General features: G+C 67.5%; 17 protein-coding genes and 1 tRNA gene. 11 read left to right on the forward strand and 7 right to left on the reverse strand.

What is annotated here, in order from left to right:
* Nucleotides 1-82: 82 nt before the first annotated feature.
* Nucleotides 83-526 (forward strand): Rv0361 family membrane protein, encoded by a 444-nt coding sequence (locus VMT40_RS00205; protein WP_326355961.1) that lies wholly within the window; start codon nt 83-85, stop codon nt 524-526.
* Nucleotides 527-533: 7 nt separating this feature from the next.
* Nucleotides 534-1940: a metallophosphoesterase gene (locus tag VMT40_RS00210; RefSeq protein WP_326355962.1), complete on the forward strand. Its 1407-nt coding sequence runs from the start codon at nt 534-536 to the stop codon at nt 1938-1940.
* A 45-nt stretch (nt 1941-1985) separates the two neighbouring features.
* Here the strand turns inward: VMT40_RS00210 and VMT40_RS00215 are convergent.
* Nucleotides 1986-2059 (reverse strand) — tRNA-Cys (locus tag VMT40_RS00215).
* A 126-nt stretch (nt 2060-2185) separates the two neighbouring features.
* Between VMT40_RS00215 and VMT40_RS00220 the strand changes: the two genes are divergently transcribed.
* Together VMT40_RS00220 and VMT40_RS00225 are read left to right on the forward strand one after the other, a co-directional pair.
* Nucleotides 2186-2728 carry a MarR family winged helix-turn-helix transcriptional regulator gene (locus VMT40_RS00220; protein WP_326355963.1) on the forward strand — a complete coding sequence of 181 codons (543 nt, stop codon included), beginning with the start codon at nt 2186-2188 and terminating at the stop codon, nt 2726-2728.
* 76 nt (nt 2729-2804) lie between these two features.
* Entirely contained in the window at nt 2805-3857 is a 1053-nt protein-coding gene (locus VMT40_RS00225; RefSeq protein ID WP_326355964.1) for a hypothetical protein, read from the forward strand.
* 75 nt (nt 3858-3932) lie between these two features.
* Here the strand turns inward: VMT40_RS00225 and VMT40_RS00230 are convergent, their stop codons facing one another.
* From VMT40_RS00230 to VMT40_RS00250, 5 genes are read right to left on the reverse strand one after another with little or no spacing between them, the layout of a single operon-like run.
* Nucleotides 3933-4709, reverse strand: coding sequence for an enoyl-CoA hydratase (locus VMT40_RS00230; protein ID WP_326355965.1), 777 nt, complete (start codon nt 4707-4709; stop codon nt 3933-3935).
* A complete protein-coding gene (gene mmsB / locus VMT40_RS00235; RefSeq protein WP_442789877.1) occupies nt 4706-5608 on the reverse strand; it encodes a 3-hydroxyisobutyrate dehydrogenase in 903 nt (300 codons plus the stop codon). Before mmsB ends, VMT40_RS00230 begins: the two co-directional genes overlap by 4 nt.
* 9 nt (nt 5609-5617) lie before the next feature.
* On the reverse strand, nt 5618-6685 hold the full coding sequence (locus tag VMT40_RS00240) for an enoyl-CoA hydratase/isomerase family protein (RefSeq protein WP_326355967.1): 1068 nt from the start codon (nt 6683-6685) through the stop codon (nt 5618-5620).
* Nucleotides 6682-7821: an acyl-CoA dehydrogenase family protein gene (locus tag VMT40_RS00245; RefSeq protein WP_326357144.1), complete on the reverse strand. Its 1140-nt coding sequence runs from the start codon at nt 7819-7821 to the stop codon at nt 6682-6684. Before VMT40_RS00245 ends, VMT40_RS00240 begins: the two co-directional genes overlap by 4 nt.
* 4 nt (nt 7822-7825) lie before the next feature.
* Nucleotides 7826-9325, reverse strand: coding sequence for a CoA-acylating methylmalonate-semialdehyde dehydrogenase (locus VMT40_RS00250; protein WP_326355968.1), 1500 nt, complete (start codon nt 9323-9325; stop codon nt 7826-7828).
* A 153-nt stretch (nt 9326-9478) separates the two neighbouring features.
* On the opposite strand from VMT40_RS00250, the gene icmF reads away from it, so the two are divergent.
* The 3 genes from icmF to VMT40_RS00265 all read left to right on the forward strand — a co-directional run bounded on the left by icmF (nt 9479) and on the right by VMT40_RS00265 (nt 14991).
* Entirely contained in the window at nt 9479-12688 is a 3210-nt protein-coding gene (gene icmF / locus VMT40_RS00255; RefSeq protein ID WP_326355969.1) for a fused isobutyryl-CoA mutase/GTPase IcmF, read from the forward strand.
* A 146-nt stretch (nt 12689-12834) separates the two neighbouring features.
* A complete protein-coding gene (locus tag VMT40_RS00260) occupies nt 12835-13896 on the forward strand; it encodes an amidohydrolase family protein (RefSeq protein WP_326355970.1) in 1062 nt (353 codons plus the stop codon).
* A gap of 108 nt (nt 13897-14004) precedes the next feature.
* The gene (locus VMT40_RS00265) at nt 14005-14991 is read left to right on the forward strand and encodes a methyltransferase (protein WP_326355971.1); all 987 of its coding nucleotides are present in this window, start codon (nt 14005-14007) and stop codon (nt 14989-14991) included.
* Between the two features lie 5 nt (nt 14992-14996).
* On the opposite strand, the gene VMT40_RS00270 is transcribed toward VMT40_RS00265, so the two are convergent.
* The gene (locus VMT40_RS00270) at nt 14997-15644 is read right to left on the reverse strand and encodes a TetR/AcrR family transcriptional regulator (RefSeq protein WP_326355972.1); all 648 of its coding nucleotides are present in this window, start codon (nt 15642-15644) and stop codon (nt 14997-14999) included.
* A 103-nt stretch (nt 15645-15747) separates the two neighbouring features.
* On the opposite strand from VMT40_RS00270, the gene VMT40_RS00275 reads away from it, so the two are divergent.
* The 4 genes from VMT40_RS00275 to VMT40_RS00290 are packed head-to-tail and all read left to right on the forward strand — an operon-like array spanning nt 15748 to nt 19715.
* The gene (locus tag VMT40_RS00275) at nt 15748-16584 is read left to right on the forward strand and encodes an SDR family NAD(P)-dependent oxidoreductase (protein ID WP_326355973.1); all 837 of its coding nucleotides are present in this window, start codon (nt 15748-15750) and stop codon (nt 16582-16584) included.
* A gap of 22 nt (nt 16585-16606) precedes the next feature.
* Nucleotides 16607-17530, forward strand: coding sequence for a ferritin-like domain-containing protein (locus tag VMT40_RS00280; protein ID WP_326355974.1), 924 nt, complete (start codon nt 16607-16609; stop codon nt 17528-17530).
* Entirely contained in the window at nt 17527-18159 is a 633-nt protein-coding gene (locus VMT40_RS00285; protein WP_326355975.1) for a hypothetical protein, read from the forward strand. Before VMT40_RS00280 ends, VMT40_RS00285 begins: the two co-directional genes overlap by 4 nt.
* 11 nt (nt 18160-18170) lie before the next feature.
* A complete protein-coding gene (locus tag VMT40_RS00290) occupies nt 18171-19715 on the forward strand; it encodes a flavin-containing monooxygenase (RefSeq protein WP_326357145.1) in 1545 nt (514 codons plus the stop codon).
* The last annotated feature ends 1 nt before the right edge of the window (nt 19716 follow it).

Consider the following 19716-nt stretch of genomic DNA (forward strand, 5'->3'; position numbering starts at 1 on the left):
TGCCTAACCAACGTACAGTCCCGTCCGTCCGGTTCAAATCCCGGCCCACCAATCGACACTTATTCGCTGTAATCTCCCGTCGGTGACCAGCAATCGCCGCACTCCCCTGACCATCGGACTCGGCGTCGCGGCCGTGGTGCTCGTGGGAGGTGGCATCGCCACCGCGGTGACATTGAACGGCAATGACTCCGGACCCAGCGAGGACAAGCGTGTCGAGACCGCGGTGCGCGATTTCTACACCACCCTCGGCAAGGACGGCGCGTCGGTGGCCGTGGGCAAGGCCTGCGCGAGCGACCGCGCCCAGTACGAGGCACTGCCGGAGTCCCAGAAGAAGGCCATGGACCAGGGCCGCGTCTCGATGCGAGTCGATTCGGTGCAGGGCATCACCATCACCGGCGAGAGCGCCACCGCCGTCACCCTCGGCACCTTCAGCGTTCCCGGTGCCCCCGACAGCAAACGCTCCACCAATGAACACCTGCGCAAGGAAGACGGCGTATGGAAGGTCTGCTCCAGCGACGCGAAGTAGGACGGCCATGAACTGCTGCGGCCCGAATCGACGACAACTGCTCGGACTGCTGGCGGTGGCGGCGGCCATGCCGCTGGGCTGGGCGAGTCCGGCTCGCGCACAGGCGGGTTCGCTCGCGGTGACCGATCTCGAGGTCGTCACCATCACCGATCGATCGGCCATCCTGACCTGGACCACCTACGGTCCGGACGCCAATGGCAATCCGGTTCCGGTCGAGACCGACGGTGAGGTGTGGCTCGCCCCCGCCGACGGCTCGGGGCTGCGGCAGGTCTTCGGCGACTCCCGGCCGACCGCGTTCCACTACGCCGAAGTGACCGACCTGGAACCCGGCCGGGCCTACCGGTTCGAGGCCCGCTCGGCGGGCATCCCGGCCGCGCCCGCCCTGAATGTGGCCACCCGCCAGCCGAATACACCGGAAACCCAGGGCGTCTTCACCACCCTGGTGCCGCCGCCGGGCCGCCTGCTGCGAACCCTCGCCCTCTCCAACGACATTCACTACGGTGAAGAGGTCAGCGGCATCATTACCGCGGGCCTGCCGCCCGGTTTCCGCCAAGAGCCCGGTCTCGCACCGTATCCCGAGATCATGCTGGCCGCCCTGCTCGACGATATGCGCCGCCCCGACCGCGCCGTCGACCATCTCCTGCTGGCCGGTGACCTCACCGCCGAGGCCACCCCCGAGCAGGTGCGGGGCGTCCACACGGCCCTCGCCAATTGGGGTGCGCCGGGCCGAGACTGGTTCGCGGCCCGCGGCAATCACGACCGTCCGCACCTGGGCTCCGACTACGCGGGCTGCACGCCCTACCTCGATCACAACGACTGCTGGGGCGATTCCTTCAGCACCAGACAGCAATTGGTGTCCCACGAGCTGGGCGAACTCCGCCTGATCGCCCTGGACACCACCGAACTCGATATCGCGGGCGGCACCATGGACCGCGCCCAGCTCGACGAGCTGCGCGATCTCCTCACCGCCGATCCGGACCGTCCCACACTGCTTTTCGGCCATCACCCCGTCACCACCGAGTCCGGCTGGTCGAATCTGGCGGGTCCGAGCTTCATCCTGAACGCCGCGAATGCCGCCGAGCTGCAATCGATCTACCAATCGGCGCCCGGCGTCTTCCTGCACCATTCCGGCCACACCCACCGCAATCGCCGCACCCGCGCGGACCTCCCGATCCCCGTCGAGTTCCTGGAAGTCGCCGCCTGCAAGGAGTATCCGGGCGGCTACACCCTGCTGCGCCTGTACGAGGGCGGCTACATGGTCAACTTCTACAAGACCCGCACCGAGGGCGCGCGGCGCTGGAGTACGCGCTCACGCGGCGAATATTACGGCCTGCTACCCGAATACACCCTCGGCACCACCTCCGACCGCAATCACACGGTCCTGCGCGACCTCACCGGGGTGTCACCCGCCTGAACAAGAAAACGCCTCCCATGTCCGGCATGGGAGGCGTTTCGTCGATGGAGCGAGCGGCGGGAGTCGAACCCGCGTACACGGCTTTGCAGACCGCCACCTGGCCACTCGGTCACACCCGCATCGTGGCACCAATAATGCGGCGAATCGGGCACGCCGCCAATGTTTTGACTCACCGTGATTTCGAAGGGTGCGCGGATCGGCTCGGCGCGGCGACCAAGCGGTCGGCGACGTGCGATGATCGGGGCATGTCGCGTCCACGTCCGCTGCCGCTCGATCCGATCGAGGAGGCGCATCGCCAGTGGACGGAGCACGGCTGGGGGGAGGTCGCCGACGGGATGGCCGCGGTGACCTCGCTCGTGCGGGCCCAGCAGATCGTGATGGCCCGGGTCGATGAAGCTTTGCGACCGTCCGGTTTGACCTTTTCCCGGTACGAGCTACTCATGTTGCTGAGCTTCAGCAAAACCGGCGCGCTGCCCATGGCGGTGGCCAGCGCCCGCCTCCAGGTGCACCCCACCTCGGTCACCAATACCGTGGACCGGCTGGAGGCCGCGCAGTTGGTGAAGCGCGTGCCACATCCGAGTGACCGGCGGGCGACGCTCATCGAAATCACCGATGCCGGAAGGGATTTGGTGGCCAAGACCACCATCGAACTGAACCGGCGAGTTTTCGCCGAGGTCGGTCTGCCGCCGGAACGATTGCAGTTGCTGCTGCAATTGCTGGCGGAATTCCGCCAGGCCGCCGGTGACTTCGATCCGGGTAGCTCGCCGACGCGTTGGGCCGGTCAGTAACCCTTCAGCGACTCAGCAGCCAATTTCCTGCGTCATAGTCTTGGATTCGGCCCGCAAAAGGTTCACCATTGAGGCCATGGTGCTGGTCCTCGGGGTGTCGGCGGGCGCTGCTGGCGCACGCGCCATGCTCACCCATTCCGACCAGCCTCACCTGCCCCCGATCGACCGCTGCAAGGTCTTACGCCGTGCCGGTGGCGGAAGCATGGAGGAGGCGGTGTTCGAGGCCATTCGGCTGATGCGCAAGTCCGCCGCCAAGCGGGACGAATTCATTACCGGCATCGCGGTGACGTGTCGCTGCAACACCCATGCCGAATCCGTCCGGACCGCCGCGGGCCGCAATCGCCTGACCGTCATCGACGAGCCGGTGGCCCAGCTCAGATATCTCCGATTCACCGGCAGGCTTCCCACCGAGGGCTCGGTCCTGCTCTACGACCTAGGCGCCTCCGGCCTGACCCTGACCCAGATCGACTGTCGAACCGATGCCGTCCTCGCCACCAAGCGCAGCACCGTCCTGGGCGGTGACGGCCACGATGCCCTGCTGCGCTGGCTGCTCAATCGCGGCGGCGTCACCCTGGACCTGGCGACCACCCGCCAGCAGAAGGAGGCGCTGGCCTCCGAACGCGTGCTGACCGTCTGCGACCCGATCACCGGGCAGCGCACCGTGGTCACCCGCAGTGATTTCGCCGAATTGGTCGAAGCGGGCATTCATCACTCGGCGTCCTTCGTCCGCCACATGATCGACGAGACCGGCGTCAAGCCGACGGGCATCGCCCTGCTGGGCGGGTGCACCCGCAACAAGAGCATTCGGGACGAATTGAAGCAGCAGTTGGATCTTCCGTTGATCTACGATCCGGAACCGGAATTCGTGTCCACCCGCGGCGCGGTCCTGCTGGCCGCCGAACGGCCGTCGGCCCGCAGCATCCGCAGCGTCCATCTGACGCCGCACGGGGCACACGAGGCCCCGTCCTCCTCCCCCGTCTCCCGCCGCAAACTCGTTGCGGCCGTGGCGGTTACCGCGACCCTCGGCGGCACGATCGTGGGCGCGCTCGCCATGAACCGCGACGGCGGCGACCACACCGACGGCAAACCCCCGACCGTCGAGGTGGTCGGCCCGCCGAAGCACGGCTGACGGCAACGCGACATCCGAAAAGGGGGTTCGGGGACATGGTCCCCGAACCCCCATTTCAGCAGCAGCTGAATCGACTCAGCGGTTCGTGAAGTTCGCCGGGCGCTTCTCGACGAAGGCGGTCATGCCTTCCTTCTGATCCTCGGTGGCGAAGAGCGAGTGGAACACCCGACGCTCGAAGCGCAGGCCCTCGGTGAGGGTGGTCTCGAAGGCACGGTCGACGGCTTCCTTGGCGATCATGACCGACGGCAGCGACATCGACGCGATTGTTTCGGCCACCTCCATGGCGGTGGAGACCAATTCGGCGGCGGGGACGATGCGCGAGACCAGGCCCGCGCGCTCGGCTTCCTCGGCGTCCATGTTGCGGCCGGTGAGGATCAGATCCATGGCCTTGGCCTTGCCGACGGCGCGGGTGAGGCGCTGGGAGCCGCCCATGCCGGGGATGACGCCGAGCTTGATTTCGGGCTGGCCGAACTTGGCGGTGTCGGCGGCGATGAGCAGGTCGCACATCATGGCGAGTTCGCAGCCGCCGCCCAGGGCGTAACCGGCGACCGCGGCGATGATGGGTTTGCGGAACGCGACCAGTCGGTCCCAGCCCGCGAAGTGGTCGGTGAGGAACATGTCCATGTAGGACTTGGACTGCATTTCCTTGATGTCCGCACCGGCCGCGAAGGCCCGCTCGGACCCGGTCAGCACGACCGCGCCGATCTCATTGTCGTTCTCGAGCTCGTCGAGGGCGGCCGAGATATCGGCCAGGACCTGCGAGTTCAGCGCATTGAGGGCCTTCGGCCGGTTCAGCGTTATGAGGGCGACGCGCCCCTTGCGCTCCAGCAGAATGGTCTCGAAGTCGGTCACGCCGTCTTCCCTTCGGATCGCTTGCGGATATCGGTGACGATAGCCGAGAAGTCCTTGCCCGCTTCGTCCTGGTTGAAGCGTGTGTAGATCTCCGCGGCGAGCTGTCCGATCTGCCCGTCCACGCCGTTCGCCGCCAGCGCGTTGGCCGCCAGTCCGAGGTCCTTGGTCATGAGCGCGGTGGCGAAGCCGGGCTTGTAGTCGTTGTTGGCGGGGCTGGCCGGAACCGGTCCCGGCACAGGGCAGTACGAGGTGAGCGCCCACGACTGCCCGGAGGCGGTAGACACCACGTCGAAGAACTTCTCGTGGGTGAGCCCCAGCTTCTCGCCCAGCACAATGGCTTCCGAGAGGCCGATCATGGAGATGCCCAGCAGCATGTTGTTGCAGATCTTGGCGGCCTGGCCGACGCCCGCGCCGCCGCAGTGCACGACCTTGCCGCCCATGACCTCCAAAAGCGGTAGGGCGGCGGCGAAGTCGGCGTCCGCGCCGCCCACCATGAAGGTGAGGGTGCCCGCCGCCGCGCCCGCCACGCCACCGGAGACGGGGGCGTCGAGGGCCCGATGTCCCGCCGCGGCAGCGAGTTCCGCGGCCTGCTTGGCGTCGGCGACATCGATGGTGGAGCAGTCGACGAACAGGGTGCCCGGCTTGGCGGCGGACAGCACCTCGGCGTAGAGGTCGAGCACGATGCGGCCGTTGGGCAGCATGGTGATGACGATGTCGGAGGCCGAAACCGCTTCGGCCGCGGTCGCCACGACGGTCGCGCCGTCCGCGCGGGCCTGGTCCTGCGCGGCGGGGACCGGGTCGAAGGCCAGTACGTCGTATCCGGCCTCGACCAGGTTGGCGGCCATCGGCCCGCCCATGTGGCCGAGTCCGAGGAACCCGACCTTGGTGGTATTGCTCATCATTCGTCCTTACAGTCCCAGTTCGCGATCGCCGAGTGCGCCGAAGTAGGCGTCCACATCGGCGGCGGTGACCTCCGCCAGCGTGGCGGGCTGCCACCGCGGATTGCGGTCCTTGTCGATGACCTGGGCGCGGATGCCTTCCACCAGGTCGTGGGTGTTGAGGGAGGCGACGGAGACCCGGTACTCCTGGTTCAGCGCGGCCTCGAGGCTGGCGGCCCGGCGCGCGTCGCGCAGTGAGCGCAGCGTGACCTTCAGTGCCACCGGCGATTTCGACAGCACGTCCTGCGCGGCCTTGGCGGCCTCGGCGCGGCCGTCGATCTGGAGCCGGTGCACGATCTCCTCGACGGTGTCGGCGCTGTAGCAGGCGTCGATCCAGTCCTGCTGGCCCACGAACTCCGAAACCGGCGCGGGCTGTGCGAATTTCGCGATGGCCACGTCGATCTCGTTGTCGTGCAGGGCTTCCAGCAGCGCCGGAAGGTGCTCGGAGGGCACGAAGCAGTCGGCGAATCCGGCCGCGATGGCGTCCCCGGCGGACATGCGCGCGGTGGTGAGCGCGACATGCGTGCCGATCTCACCGGGCGCGTGTGCGAGCAGCCAGGTGCCGCCCACGTCCGGAATGAAGCCGATGCCGGTCTCGGGCATGCCGACCATGGACCGCTCGGTCACGATGCGGTGCGAGGCGTGTCCGGACAGGCCGACGCCGCCGCCCATGACAATGCCGTCCATGATGGCGACATACGGCTTCGGGTACCGCTTGATCAGGGCGTTGAGAATGTACTCGTCGCGCCAGAACTTCCCGCTCGGCGAGTCCGCGGACACCACGGGCGAATCACCTTGGGCCACAGCGTTCTTGGCGTCATTGTGAATCGAGACGATATCGCCGCCCGCGCACAGTCCGCGCTCGCCCGCGCCGGTGAGCACCACGGCGCGCACCTCGTCGTCGTCCGCCCAGGTCCGCAGCGCGTCCAGAATGGTCAGCGCCATCGGGTGATTGAGCGCGTTGATGGCCCGCGGCCGGTTGAGCGTGATCAGGCCGAGCCCGTCGCGCTTCTCGATCAACACCTCGGGTTCGCTCATGCTGCTCCTACCACCGAGCGGGCGACGACCACCCGCATGATTTCGTTCGTCCCCTCGAGAATCTGATGCACCCGCAGGTCGCGAACGATCTTCTCGATGCCGTATTCGGCCAGGTAACCGTAGCCACCGTGCAATTGCAGGGCCTTGTTGGCCACCTCGAACCCGGCGTCGGTGGCGAACCGCTTGGCCATGGCGCACAGCTCCACCTTGTCGGGTGCGTCGGCGTCCAGGGCCGCGGCGGCGCGCCACAGCAGGGTGCGGGCGGCCTCGAGGGAGGTCCGCATGTCGGCCAGCTCGAACTGCAGGGCGGTGTTGTCCAGCAGCCGCGAACCGAAGGCCTTGCGCTGCGCCATGTATTCCACGGTCTTGTCGAGCGCGGCCTGCGCCCCGCCCATCGAGCAGGCGGCGATGTTCAGCCGCCCGCCATTGAGGCCGTTCATGGCGATGCGGAAGCCATTGCCCTCCGCACCCAGCAGATTGGCGGCAGGCACCCGGGCATTGTCGAGAATGACCTGGCGGGTGGGCTGCGCGTTCCAGCCCATCTTCTTCTCGTTCGCCCCGAAGGACAGCCCCGGCGTATCGGCCGGGACAATGAACGCCGAGATGCCCCGCGCCCCTTCGGTTCCGGTGCGCGCCATGATCACGTACACATCGCTGCTGCCCGCGCCGGAGATGAATTGCTTGACGCCGCTGAGCAGATAGTCGTCGCCGTCGCGAACGGCCTTGGTGCTCAAGGCCGCCGCGTCGGACCCGACGCCCGGTTCGGTCAGCGCGTAGGAGGCCAGCAGGTCCATCGATGTCAGACCCGGCAGCCACCGATTGCGTTGCTGCTCAGTGCCATACGTGTCGATCATCCACGTGGCCATATTGTGAATGGAGATGTAGGCGGCCACGGCCGGGCAGCCGGTGGCCAGCTGCTCGAAGATGCGCACGGCGTCCAGCCGCCGCAGCTGCGAGCCGCCCACGTCCTCACGCACGTAGATGCCGCCCAAACCGAGCGAGCCCGCCTTGCGCAGCACATCCACCGGGAAGTGCTTGCGCTCATCCCATTCCAGGGCGTGGGGCGCGAGCAGCTCGTCGGCGAAGGAGCGGGCGGTCTCGACGATCGCCTTCTCGTCCTCGTCCAGTACGAACATCACGTCAGTCCATGGTCGGGATGACGAAGGCATTGGACTCCTTGAGCCCCGCGGGCCAGCGCTGCGTCACCGTCTTGGTCTTGGTGTAGAAGCGGATCGAGTCCGGGCCGTGCTGATTGAGATCGCCGAAGCCGGAACGCTTCCAGCCGCCGAAGGTGTGGTACGCGATCGGCACCGGGATCGGCACATTGATGCCGACCATGCCGACCTGTACGCGGGCCGCGAAGTCGCGCGCGGTGTCGCCGTCGCGGGTGAAGATGGCGACGCCATTGCCGTATTCGTGCTCGTTGGCCAGGCGCAGGCCCTCTTCGAAGTCCTTGGCGCGCACGATGGACAGCACCGGGCCGAAGATCTCCTCCTTGTAGATCCGCATATCCGAGGTGACGCGGTCGAACAGCGTCGCGCCCGCGAAGAATCCGTCCTCGCCGCCCTCGACCACCAGGCCGCGGCCGTCGATGACCAGTTCCGCGCCCTCGTCGACGCCGATCTGTACGTAGTTGTTCACGCGGTCCACGCCGTCGCGGCCGACCAGCGGGCCGAAGTCCGCGCCCGGGTCGTCGGAGACGCCGACATTGAGCTTGTTGATGCGCTCGACGAGCTTGGCGCGCAAGCGATCCGCGGTCTCCTCGCCCACCGGCACCGCCACCGAGATGGCCATGCAGCGCTCACCGGCCGAGCCGTACCCCGCGCCGATCAGCTGGTCGGCCACATCGTCGAGGTCGGCGTCGGGCATGACGATGGCGTGGTTCTTGGCACCGCCGAAGCACTGGGCGCGCTTGCCGTTCGCGGACGCGGTCTCGTAGATGTACTGCGCGATCGGGGTCGAGCCCACGAAACCGACGGCCTTGATGCGGTCATCGCGCAGCAGCGTGTCCACGGCCTCCTTGTCGCCATTGACGACATTGAAGATGCCCGCGGGCAGTCCGGCCTCGAGGAACAGCTCCGCCAGCCGCAGCGGCACCGAGGGGTCACGCTCGGAGGGCTTGAGCACGAAGGCATTTCCGCAGGCCAGGGCCGGACCGGCCTTCCAGAGCGGAATCATGGCCGGGAAGTTGAACGGGGTGATGCCCGCGACCACGCCCAGCGGCTGGCGCATGGAGTAGACGTCGATGCCGGTGCCCGCGCTCTCGGTGTACTCGCCCTTGAGCAGATGCGGGATGCCGCAGGCGAATTCGATCACCTCGAGGCCGCGCTGGATATCGCCCTTGGCGTCGGCGATGGTCTTGCCGTGCTCGCTGGACAGCAGGGCCGCCAGCGAATCCATCTCGTCCTGCACCAGGGTCAGGAACTTCATCAGCACCCGGGCCCGCCGCTGCGGGTTCGTCGCGGCCCACGCGGGCTGCGCGGCGGCGGCACTGGCGATGACCGCCTCGACCTCACTCTTGCTCGCCAGCGGCACCTTGGCCTGGACCTGCCCGGTGCTGGGGTTGAACACATCGCCGAAGTTGCCCGAAGTTCCCGGGACGTGCTTCCCGCCGACGAAGTGGGTGAGTTCGCGAACCATGCCTGGTCCTTCCACGACTTTTACAGCCTGTCTCGATGCTTGCGAAGCTTGCGCGCCGATTGCGCGTTCTGTGGCGATCCTATAGTTGGACATCCAAGTATTGTCTGTGTGATAATTCACAGCAACTACAGGCTCTCCGCGCGGAGGCAACGCATGCCCGATTTGCATGTCCCGGTCAATCCAGTGCGGTTCGTGACCGCAGCGGCGCTGTTCGACGGCCATGACGCGGCCATCAACATCATGCGCAGAATCCTGCAGGCCCAGGGGGCCGAGGTGATTCATCTCGGGCATAACCGGGCCGTGCGGGAGGTCGTGGACGCGGCGGTGACCGAGGACGTGCAGGGCGTCGCGGTCAGCTCGTATCAGGGCGGGCACATCGAGTACTTCGAGTACCTGGCCAAGGCGCTGAAGGAGGCCGGGGCCGAGCACGTGAAGATCTTCGGCGGCGGTGGCGGGGTCATCATTCCCGAGGAGATCGCGCGGCTCGCGGAGTCCGGCGTGACCATCTTCTCGCCGGAGGACGGGCAGCGGCTCGGCCTGCCGGGGATGATCAACCAGCTGATTTCGGCGTGCGACGTGGATCTTTCGCTGACGCCGGCGCCCGTGGAGGCCGTGCTCAGCGGGGACCGGGCGGCGCTGGCGCGGACGCTCACCTGCCTGCAGCAGGGCACGCTGCCCGAGGACGATCGAGCCGCGCTGGTGGCCGCGGCGGGCGCGCGACACGTGCCCGTGCTCGGCATCACCGGTACCGGCGGCTCCGGAAAGTCTTCTCTCACAGACGAACTCATTCGACGGCTGCGCACCGATCAGCAGGACAAACTGCGGGTCGCGGTGCTGGCGGTGGATCCGACGCGGCGGCGCGGCGGTGGCGCCCTGCTCGGCGACCGGATCCGCATGAACGCCCTCGATGGCGAGCGGGTGTACTTCCGGTCGCTGGCCACCCGGGGTGAGCGGGAACTGCCGCACGACATCGACACCATGGTGATCGCCTGCAAGGCAGCGGGATTCGATCTGGTGGTGCTGGAGACACCCGGCATCGGACAGGGCGATGCGGCCATCGCCGAGCACGTGGACGTCTCGCTGTATGTGATGACGCCGGAGTTCGGGGCGGCCTCCCAGCTCGAGAAGATCGACATGCTGGACTACGCGGATGTCGTGGCAATCAACAAGTTCGAGCGCCGCGGCGCCGAGGACGCGCTGCGCGACGTGTCGCGGCAATTGGTGCGCAATCGCGAGGACTTCCACGCCTCGCCCGAGGACATGCCGGTATTCGGCACCAGCGCGGCCACGTTCAACGACGACGGGGTGACGGCGCTCTATCAGCACCTCGCCGGGCTGCTGGGCGAACAGGGACTGCCGCTGCAGGAGGGCGTGCTCCCCCGCGTCGAGACTCGGGCCTCGACGCGCTTCGCGCAGATCATTCCGCCCGCACGAGTCCGGTATCTGGCCGAGATCGCCGAAACGGTCCGGGATTACCACGCGGAGACGGCACGGCAGGTCGAGGCCGCGCAGCGCGTGCAGCGGGTGCGGGAGGTGCTCGCCGAACTGCCGGACGACGAGTCGGTCAGCTCGTTGCTCGCCCGCGCGAAGCAGGCCCTGACTCCAGAAAACACCGCGCTGCTGGAGGAATGGCCCGCCGTCGCCGAGTCGTATCGGGGCGAAGAGCAGGTGGTCAAGGTCCGGGACCGGGAGTTGCGGACCGCCTTGCGGCGGGAAACGCTGTCCGGCAGTTCGATTCCACGAGTCGCGCTGCCCCGCTTCACCGATCACGGTGAGCTGCTGCGATTCCTGCGGTCGGAGAATCTGCCGGGGCGGTTCCCGTTCACGGCGGGCGTGTTCCCGTTCAAGCGGGACAATGAGGATCCCGCGCGCATGTTCGCCGGTGAGGGCGACGCCTTCCGAACCAATCGGCGGTTCAAGGTGCTGTCCGAACACGCTGACGCCAAACGACTTTCGACCGCCTTCGACTCGGTGACGCTCTACGGTCACGATCCGGCGGAGCGGCCGGACATCTACGGCAAGGTCGGCACCTCCGGGGTCTCCATCGCCACCCTCGACGATATGAAGGCGCTCTACGACGGGTTCGATCTGGACTCGCCGACCACCTCGGTGTCGATGACCATCAACGGTCCCGCGCCCACCATCCTGGCCTACTTCCTCAATACGGCCATCGATCAAGCGGTGGGACAGTTTTCGACCGAGCAGGGCCGCGAGCCGACGCCGGAGGAAGCCGTCGAGCTGCGGGCCCGCACCCTGGCCACCGTGCGCGGCACCGTGCAGGCCGACATCCTCAAGGAGGATCAGGGCCAGAACACCTGCATCTTCTCCACCGAATTCAGCCTGCGCATGATGGCCGACATTCAGGAATGGTTCGTGCGCAACAGCGTTCGCAACTTCTACTCGGTGTCCATCTCCGGCTATCACATCGCCGAGGCCGGGGCGAACCCGATCAGCCAGCTGGCATTCACGCTGGCCAACGGCTTCACCTATGTGGAGGCGTATCTGGCGCGCGGCATGCACATCGACGATTTCGCGCCCAACCTGTCGTTCTTCTTCTCCAATGGCATGGACGCCGAATACTCGGTGATCGGCCGGGTGGCGCGGCGCATCTGGGCGATCGCCATGCGCGACAAGTACGGGGCCAACGACCGGTCGCAGAAGCTCAAGTACCACATTCAGACCTCCGGGCGGTCCCTGCACGCACAGGAGATGAGCTTCAACGACATTCGCACCACGCTGCAGGCGCTCATCGCGGTCTACGACAACTGCAACAGCCTGCACACCAATGCCTACGACGAGGCGGTCACCACGCCCACCGAGGAGTCGGTGCGGCGGGCCCTGGCGATTCAGCTCATCATCAATCGCGAATGGGGATTGGCGATGAACGAGAATCCCCTGCAGGGCAGCTTCATCATCGACGAGCTCACCGATCTGGTGGAGGAGGCGGTGCTGCGCGAGTTCGAGCGGATCAGCGAGCGCGGCGGCGTGCTGGGCGCGATGGAGACCGGTTATCAGCGCGGGCGGATTCAGGACGAGTCCATGCTCTACGAACGCCGCAAGCACGAGGGCAGCCTGCCGATTATCGGCGTCAACACCTTCCGCAATCCGCACGAGGAAGAGCACCGGGTGCTCGAGCTGGCGCGGGGCACCGAGGCCGAGAAACAGTCCCAGCTGCAACGGGTTCGCGAATTCACCGACCGGCATCGCGACGAGGCGCCCGCCGCGCTGGCCCGGCTGGCCGCGGCCGCTGCCGGTGATGACAATGTCTTCGAGGTGCTGATGGACGCGGCGCGGGTGTGCACGCTGCAGCAGATCACCGACACCTTCTTCACCGTGGGCGGGCAGTATCGGCGCAATGTCTGATCGAACCGGCACTGTCTGATCGAACCGGCACTGTCCGATCGTGCCTGGCACGGCATGTCCGATTTCATGACCGTGGGCCGACGGGCGTGGAACAATCCGGAGGAGGCTGACCCAGACGGAAGGCACCCCTCATGGACCTTGTGGGCATGACCGTTGTGGACGCGCACATTCATCAGTGGGATCCGTTGACCACGCCGCGGGAGTTCAGCGGGCTGGCGAAACTCTTCCGGTACGTGCCGGTGCCGATGGACCTGGCCAAACGGCTGGCTCCCCGGCGGGACCGCGAATTCGCCGGGGATCCAACGCCTTTCGTGCACCCCTACCTACCGCGCGACTATCGCGAGGACGCCGGGGAGGTGCCGGTCGAGGCGATCGTGCACATCGAGGTGGAGTGGAACGGCAAGGGCCCGCTCGCCCCGGCCAATGAGACGCAGTGGGTGGCGAGCCTGCCGTTCGGGGTGGACACGCCCGCGCTCGGGGCGATCATCGGCGCGGGCGATCCCACCAAACCCGAGTTCGCCGAACTGCTGGAAGCGCATCGGGCCGCCTCACCACGGTTCCGTGGCATCCGCACCCGCGTGGAGAACCACCCGGACGAGGGCGTGCGGTCGACCTGCAAGGACCCCGACAAACTCGGCTCGAAGGCGTTCCTGGACGGGTTCGGTGCGCTGGCCGATCGCCGACTCGGGTTCGAGGCCTGGGTGTATTCCGGACAGCTGCCGCAGGTGACGGCGCTGGCCGAGCGGTACCCCGACACCACCATCGTGCTCAACCATCTCGGCACGCCCGCGGGCATTTTCGGGCCGGTCGGCCGCAATACCGGCCAGAACCCCGGGCAGCGGCGCGAGCTGTTCGTGCGCTGGCGTGACGATCTGGCCGCACTGGCCGCGCACGCCAATGTGGTGTCCAAGGTGAGCGGGCTGATGATGCCGGTCCTCGGGCATCCGGTGCCCAAGCGCGGCGAGCCGACGCCGGTTCCGGCTCTGCTGGAACGGATTTCGCCGTTGCTCGCGCACGCGCTGGACGTGTTCGGGTCGGACCGGCTGATCTGGGGTTCGAATTTCCCCGTGGACAAGTCGATTACGAGCCTTCCGAACGCGGCGGAGGCGGTGGCCACCGCGCTGGCCGAGCACGGGGCCGACGACAAGGCCATCGAGCAGGTGTTCCGCAGCAATGCCGAGCGGGTGTACGGCATCGACGAGCTCTGATTCCCGCTCGCCGGGATTCGGGCGCGATGTCCGCTCGCCGGGACTCCGCGGTCCCGGCCCGGCGGATTTGCCGTTGCCGGAGCGTCGCTGTGGCTATCGTGGTGCGCCATGGAGCGGATCCTGCGGATCGGAATGGGTTTCTGGGAGTCCCGGACCTTGCTCAGCGCCGTCGAGCTCGGGGTGTTCACGGTGCTCGGGCACCGGCAGCTGACCGCCGAGCAATTGCAGCGCGAACTCGGACTGCACCCGCGCGCGGCGCGCGACTTCTTCGACGCCCTGGTGGCCATGGACATGCTGCGCCGCACCGACGACCGCTACGCCAATACCGCCGACACCGCCACCTATCTGGACAGCACCGGCAGCGAGTACATCGGCGGGTTCCTGGAGATGGCGGCCACGCGGCTGTATCCGTTCTGGGGCGGGCTCACCGAGGGCCTGCGCACCGGGCTGCCGCAGAACGAGGCCAAGGGCGGGGGCGACTTCTTCGCCGCCCTGTACCGAGATCCGCAGCGGCTCTACGATTTTCAGCGCGCCATGACCGGGCTCTCGCTGCCCAGCGCGCACGTCATCGCCGAGGTGTTCCCCTGGCATCGCTGGAAGACGGTGGCCGATATCGGCACCGCGCAGGGCGCGCTGCTGCGGACCGTGCTCGAGACCAATCCGCACCTGCACGGTATCGGCTACGACCTGCCGCAGGTGGCGCCCATTTTCACCGAATACAGTGAGCCGGTGGCGGATCGGGTCGTCTTCGAACCCGGCGACTTCCGCACCGAGGACCTGCCCGAGGCCGATGTCCTCGTCATGGGCCACATCCTGCACGACTGGGACCTGCCCACCAAGAAGATGCTGCTGGCCAAGGCCTACGCGGCCCTTCCCGAAGGCGGCGCACTCCTCGTCTACGAGGCCCTCATCGACGACGATCGCCGCACCAACCTGCAGGGCCTGCTCATGAGCCTCAACATGCTCATCGAAACCCCGGGCGGCTTCGACTACACCGCCGCCGACCTGCGAACCTGGCTCACCGAAGCCGGTTTCCGCGACCCACAGACCGAACACCTCGCCGGACCCGAATCCATGGTCTGGGCCCTGAAGTAGCGGGATCAGTCCGGGAGGGCCAAGTACTGCGCGCCGAGTAGGTCGGCGGTCCGGCTCACGTGGTCGATGATGCGGTCGGCGTCCGCGGTGATGGTGCCGGTGCGCCAGGCGGTGAGGAGTTCGATGAAGCCGCCGATGCCCATGAGGACGCCCATGCGAAGGTCGGATTCGTCGACGCCGGGGCGCAGGTACGGGCGGGCCGTGGTGATCAGGAGATCGGTGGATTCGGTGAGCAATTCGGTGCGGCGCTGCTCGAGGACCCGGCTGCCCGCGTGATCGCCGAACAGGATGCGCGCCGGGCCCTCCGATTGCAGGGCAACGGCGCGGGCAATGGCCAGGTGCAGGATGCCCAGTGCCGGATGCTGAAGGTTCTCCGCCACCACGGCCGAGAGTTCGGCCAGCACTTGGAAACCGACCTCGTCCCAGACCGCGCCCAGCAGCTCGTCGCGGTCGGCGAAATGCTCGTAGAAGTAGCGGTCGTTGAGACCGGCGCGGGTGCACACCCCGCGCATCGTCACGGCGGCCCAACCGTTTTCGAGCCAGATGTCCAGGCCCGCGGCAATGAGCCGCGCACGTCGGTCGGCGCGGCGCTCCTCCTGCGTCCGCCCGCCCCACGTACCGCCGCGTGCCGAAGCGGGTACGGACCTGTCCATAGTTGACAAAGTAGCGCACCGGGAGCCTAATTGGTGGCAGGTGCGGCCAGTGGTGGCATACGCCACCAATTGCCCACCCGGACGGCACATCCCGGGAGTTCCCATGCGACTCAATCCCTTCGGCGGATCTCGACGCACTCGGCAGGCGGACGCGGTGGTGACCGGTGCGGGCAGCGGCATCGGCCAGGCCTTCGCCATCGAGATCGGTCGGCGCGGCGGCCGGGTCGTCTGCTCCGACATCGATCCGGACCGGGCCCGGGCGACCGTCGAATTGGTCGCCGCCGCAGGCGGAAAGGCCTTCGACACCGTCTGCGATGTGAGCAGCCTGGCCCAGGTGACCACCCTCGCCCACACCGCCGAGGAGTGGTTCGGCAAGAGCCCGGACCTGGTGGTCAACAACGCGGGCATCGGTCGCGGCGGCACCCTGATCGGCGAAACCCCGCCCGCCGAATGGCATCAGGTGCTCGACGTGAATCTGTGGGGCGTCATCCACGGCTGCCACGTCTTCACGCCCCGCCTGCGCGAGGCCGGGTACGGCTCGATCGTCAATGTGGCCTCGGCCGCCGCCTTCGGCTCCGCGCCACGCATGGCCGCCTACAACGTCAGCAAGGCCGGAGTGCTGGCGCTCTCGGAGACTCTCGCCGCGGAACTGTCCGGCACCGACATCACCGTGACGGTGCTGTGCCCCACGGGCGTTCGCACCAACATTCTGGAGGGCGTCACGATCGGCGACGAGAACATCCAGCGCTGGAGCGACCGCCTCCTGCGCTGGACCGGCCGCCCGCCCGCGTCGATCGCCCGCACCACCCTCGACGCCGTCGATCGCGGCCAGCTCTACGTGGTCCCGCAGATCGAGGCCAAGGCCATCTGGCAGTCCAAGCGACTGCTACCCGATACCTATACCCGCGCCGCCGGACTGCTGGAGCGGCTGGTGCGGTAGTTCAGCAGCAAGGAGTTGAACAATGGCGTTCGCGTATTCCGACATGCTCACCGTCATCCAGGATCGACAGTGGGCGCTGGCCGATATCGACTGGGACGCACCGGGAGCCGAGCTCATCACCGACGAGCAGCGCCCCACGCTGGCTCGGTTCATGGCCGATCTGGTGTGGATCGAACACGTGGGCGCGCGCGGATTCGCCGCGCTCACGCTGCGCGCACCGGACGGGCCGCTCAAGGAGATCTACCGGTACTTCCACGCCGAGGAGCAGAAGCACGCCAATGCCGAACTGGCCCTGATGCGACGCTGGGGCATGCTCGACGGGGACGCGATGCCGGTGCCCAACAAGAACATTCGGCTCGTCATCCAATGGCTGGATCGCTACGGGGACGGGCTGACGCTGCCCGTGCTGGGCACGGTGATCCCCTCGCTTGAGTGCGCGCTGGACGGCGCGCTGGTGAAGTTCCTGCTCGACGAGGTCCGAGATCCGCTGTGCCACGAGGTGTTCCGGCACATCAACAGCGACGAGTCCCGGCACCTGGCCGTCGGCTTCCAGGTGCTCGAACAGCTCGGGGCCGGACCGATGCGGCGCATCGCCATCGAGACGGCCGGTTACGCGCTGCGGCCCACTTTCCTGCTGGGCGCGGTGCTCTACACGCCGCTGCTGTCGCGCATGTCCACCAACATCATGGCCATGGGGCTGGACGAGGAGAAGCTCTGGAATGCCGTGCGGCGCTATGAGAAGGCCGGTGAGCGCAGCCCGGACATCAAGCGCGTGCCGCTGTATCACGTGGTCCGCCTGCACGGCATGGCCACCATCAACCGCTGGCAACCCGTGCAGGGCATCAACGACGCCCTGAACAAGGCCATCGACCACTTCCCCACCCGCGTCCTGCGCCGCACCCCGTCCTGGTCCAAGGCGCTGACCTACGAGCCGGTGGCGAAATGACCTCCCCGCAGCGCCGGGGCGACGCCCGGAGAGTCCGCGAAACCTACACCGGCCCCATCGTGCGCTGCGTCCATTGGCGCGATCAGCACGACCTCGACCGCCTCCACGTCGCCGTCATCGGCGGCGGCACCGCCCTGGCCCGGGTGGTGCCGCCGGTCGTCGACCAGGCCCGCCGGGTGACCGTCTTCCAGCACGACCCGATCTGGATCCTGCCCACCCCGCCGCTACCCGGCGCGCGAATGTTGCTGCGCCAGTTGCCCAATGCGCCCGCCCTCCCCGTCATTCCGCCGCGCTTTCGGCCGGATTCCACCGCGGTCGGTGACAGCCCGGCCGGTAGGGAGCCGGAGGGCGGCGCACGAATCCCGCGGCGGATGGCCGAGGAGGTCCTCCGGCGGGTGGCCGCGGCGAATCTTCGCCTGCAGGTGGGCGATTCGTGGCTGCGGCGACAGCTGACGCCGGATCGGGCGGCCGCGGTGCGGGTGCACGGTCGCTACTACCGGGCGCTCGGGCGGGACAACTGCACGCTCGTCTCCTGGCCCATCGCCCGCCTCGCGCCGCTCGGGATTCGCACCGTGGACGGGGTCGAGCATCGGGTGGACTGCATCATCTACGCGGAGGACACGCTGTGACCAGCACTGAGATGAACCACGAAAACGGCACCGTGGTGGACCATGAGATCGTGATCGTGGGAGCGGGCTTCTCGGGAATCGGGACGGCCATCGCCCTGCGCAAGGCGGGATTCGATGACTTCGTCATGATCGACGAGGCCGACGGGGTGGGTGGGACCTGGCATTGGAACACCTATCCCGGTATCGCCGTGGATATTCCGTCGTTCAGCTACCAATACTCGTTCGAGAAACAGCGATTCTGGTCACGGGTGTACGCGCCCGGCCGGGAGCTGAAGGCGTACGCCGAGCACTGCGTGAAGAAGTACGGGCTGCGACCGCGAATCCGGTTCGGCACCAACATTTCCCGGGCCGACTTCGACGACGCCCTGCACCTGTGGCGGGTACGGACCTCGGACGGTGACGAGATCACCTGCCGGTACCTCATCGGCGCGACCGGGGTACTGACCCGGCCGAAGCTACCGGATATCCCTGGCGCGGAACGGTTCCGGGGCATCACCATGCACACCGCGCGCTGGGACCACGGCGTCGATCTGCGGGGCAAGCGGGTCGGCATCATCGGCACCGGAGCCTCCGCGATCCAGATCATTCCGGAGATCGCCAAGGAGGTCGCGGAACTGACCGTGTTCCAACGCACCCCGATCTGGTGCCTGCCCCGGCCCGACGCGCCCATGCCGCCCGCCGTGCGCGCCCTCATGCGACTGCCGGGCGGGCAATTCCTCACGCGCTGGTTGAGCCAGGCGTTCGTGGAGATCACCTTCCCGCTCTCGGCGCACTACTACAAGGTGCTGCCCGTGGTGAAGCTCGGCGAACGCTCGGGCCTGGCGCATCTGCGCGAACAGGTCAAGGACCCGGTCGTGCGCGAGAAGCTCACGCCGAAGTACGCCCTCGGCTGCAAGCGGCCCTCGTTCTCCAACGACTATCTGAAGACCTTCAACCGCGAGAACGTCACGCTCGAAACCGATCCCATTACCGAGATCACCGCCAGCGGACTGCGCACCACCGGCCGCCACCATCAGGTCGACGTGCTGATCATGGCGACCGGCTTCAAGGTCATGGAGTCGGGCAATATGCCCACCTTCGACCTGCACGGCAGTGGCGGCCTGCGGCTCGAGGACTGGTGGGACACCCACCGACTGCAGGCCTACGAGGGTGTCAGCGTCCCCGGCTTCCCCAATTTCTTCACCATCATCGGCCCCTACGGCTACAACGGCGCGTCCTACTTCACGCTCATCGAAATGCAGACCACCCACATCCTGCGTCTGCTGCGTCACGCCCGCCGCCGTGCCGCCACCCGCATCGAGGTCACCCCCGAGGCGAATGAGCGCTACTTCAACGAGATGCTGTCCCGCCGCGGCACCCAGGTGTTCTGGCAGGACAGCTGCGCCCTCGCCAACAGCTACTACTTCGACAAGAACGGCGATGTTCCCCTGCGTGCCATGAGCACCCCCGAGGCGGCGTGGCGCGCAGCCCATTTCGACCTGGCCGACTACAGCTTCGCCTCGCTGGGGAGGAGCCGTACGACACAGCGACCGGCGGCACGCACCGCGACCGCGTAGG

Source organism: Nocardia sp. CDC160 (assembly GCF_035818795.1).
Taxonomy (GTDB): domain Bacteria; phylum Actinomycetota; class Actinomycetes; order Mycobacteriales; family Mycobacteriaceae; genus Nocardia.

Coding starts and splice junctions, on each gene's coding strand:
- VMT40_RS00210 (WP_326355962.1), top strand. CDS start 534: ATGAACTGCTGCGGCCCGAATCGACGACAACTGCTCGGACTGCTGGCG.
- VMT40_RS00220 (WP_326355963.1), top strand. CDS start 2,186: ATGTCGCGTCCACGTCCGCTGCCGCTCGATCCGATCGAGGAGGCGCAT.
- VMT40_RS00225 (WP_326355964.1), top strand. CDS start 2,805: ATGGTGCTGGTCCTCGGGGTGTCGGCGGGCGCTGCTGGCGCACGCGCC.
- mmsB (WP_442789877.1), bottom strand. CDS start 5,608: ATGAGCAATACCACCAAGGTCGGGTTCCTCGGACTCGGCCACATGGGC.
- VMT40_RS00240 (WP_326355967.1), bottom strand. CDS start 6,685: ATGAGCGAACCCGAGGTGTTGATCGAGAAGCGCGACGGGCTCGGCCTG.
- VMT40_RS00245 (WP_326357144.1), bottom strand. CDS start 7,821: ATGTTCGTACTGGACGAGGACGAGAAGGCGATCGTCGAGACCGCCCGC.
- VMT40_RS00250 (WP_326355968.1), bottom strand. CDS start 9,325: ATGGTTCGCGAACTCACCCACTTCGTCGGCGGGAAGCACGTCCCGGGA.
- icmF (WP_326355969.1), top strand. CDS start 9,479: ATGCCCGATTTGCATGTCCCGGTCAATCCAGTGCGGTTCGTGACCGCA.
- VMT40_RS00260 (WP_326355970.1), top strand. CDS start 12,835: ATGACCGTTGTGGACGCGCACATTCATCAGTGGGATCCGTTGACCACG.
- VMT40_RS00265 (WP_326355971.1), top strand. CDS start 14,005: ATGGAGCGGATCCTGCGGATCGGAATGGGTTTCTGGGAGTCCCGGACC.
- VMT40_RS00270 (WP_326355972.1), bottom strand. CDS start 15,644: ATGGACAGGTCCGTACCCGCTTCGGCACGCGGCGGTACGTGGGGCGGG.
- VMT40_RS00275 (WP_326355973.1), top strand. CDS start 15,748: ATGCGACTCAATCCCTTCGGCGGATCTCGACGCACTCGGCAGGCGGAC.
- VMT40_RS00280 (WP_326355974.1), top strand. CDS start 16,607: ATGGCGTTCGCGTATTCCGACATGCTCACCGTCATCCAGGATCGACAG.
- VMT40_RS00285 (WP_326355975.1), top strand. CDS start 17,527: ATGACCTCCCCGCAGCGCCGGGGCGACGCCCGGAGAGTCCGCGAAACC.
- VMT40_RS00290 (WP_326357145.1), top strand. CDS start 18,171: ATGAACCACGAAAACGGCACCGTGGTGGACCATGAGATCGTGATCGTG.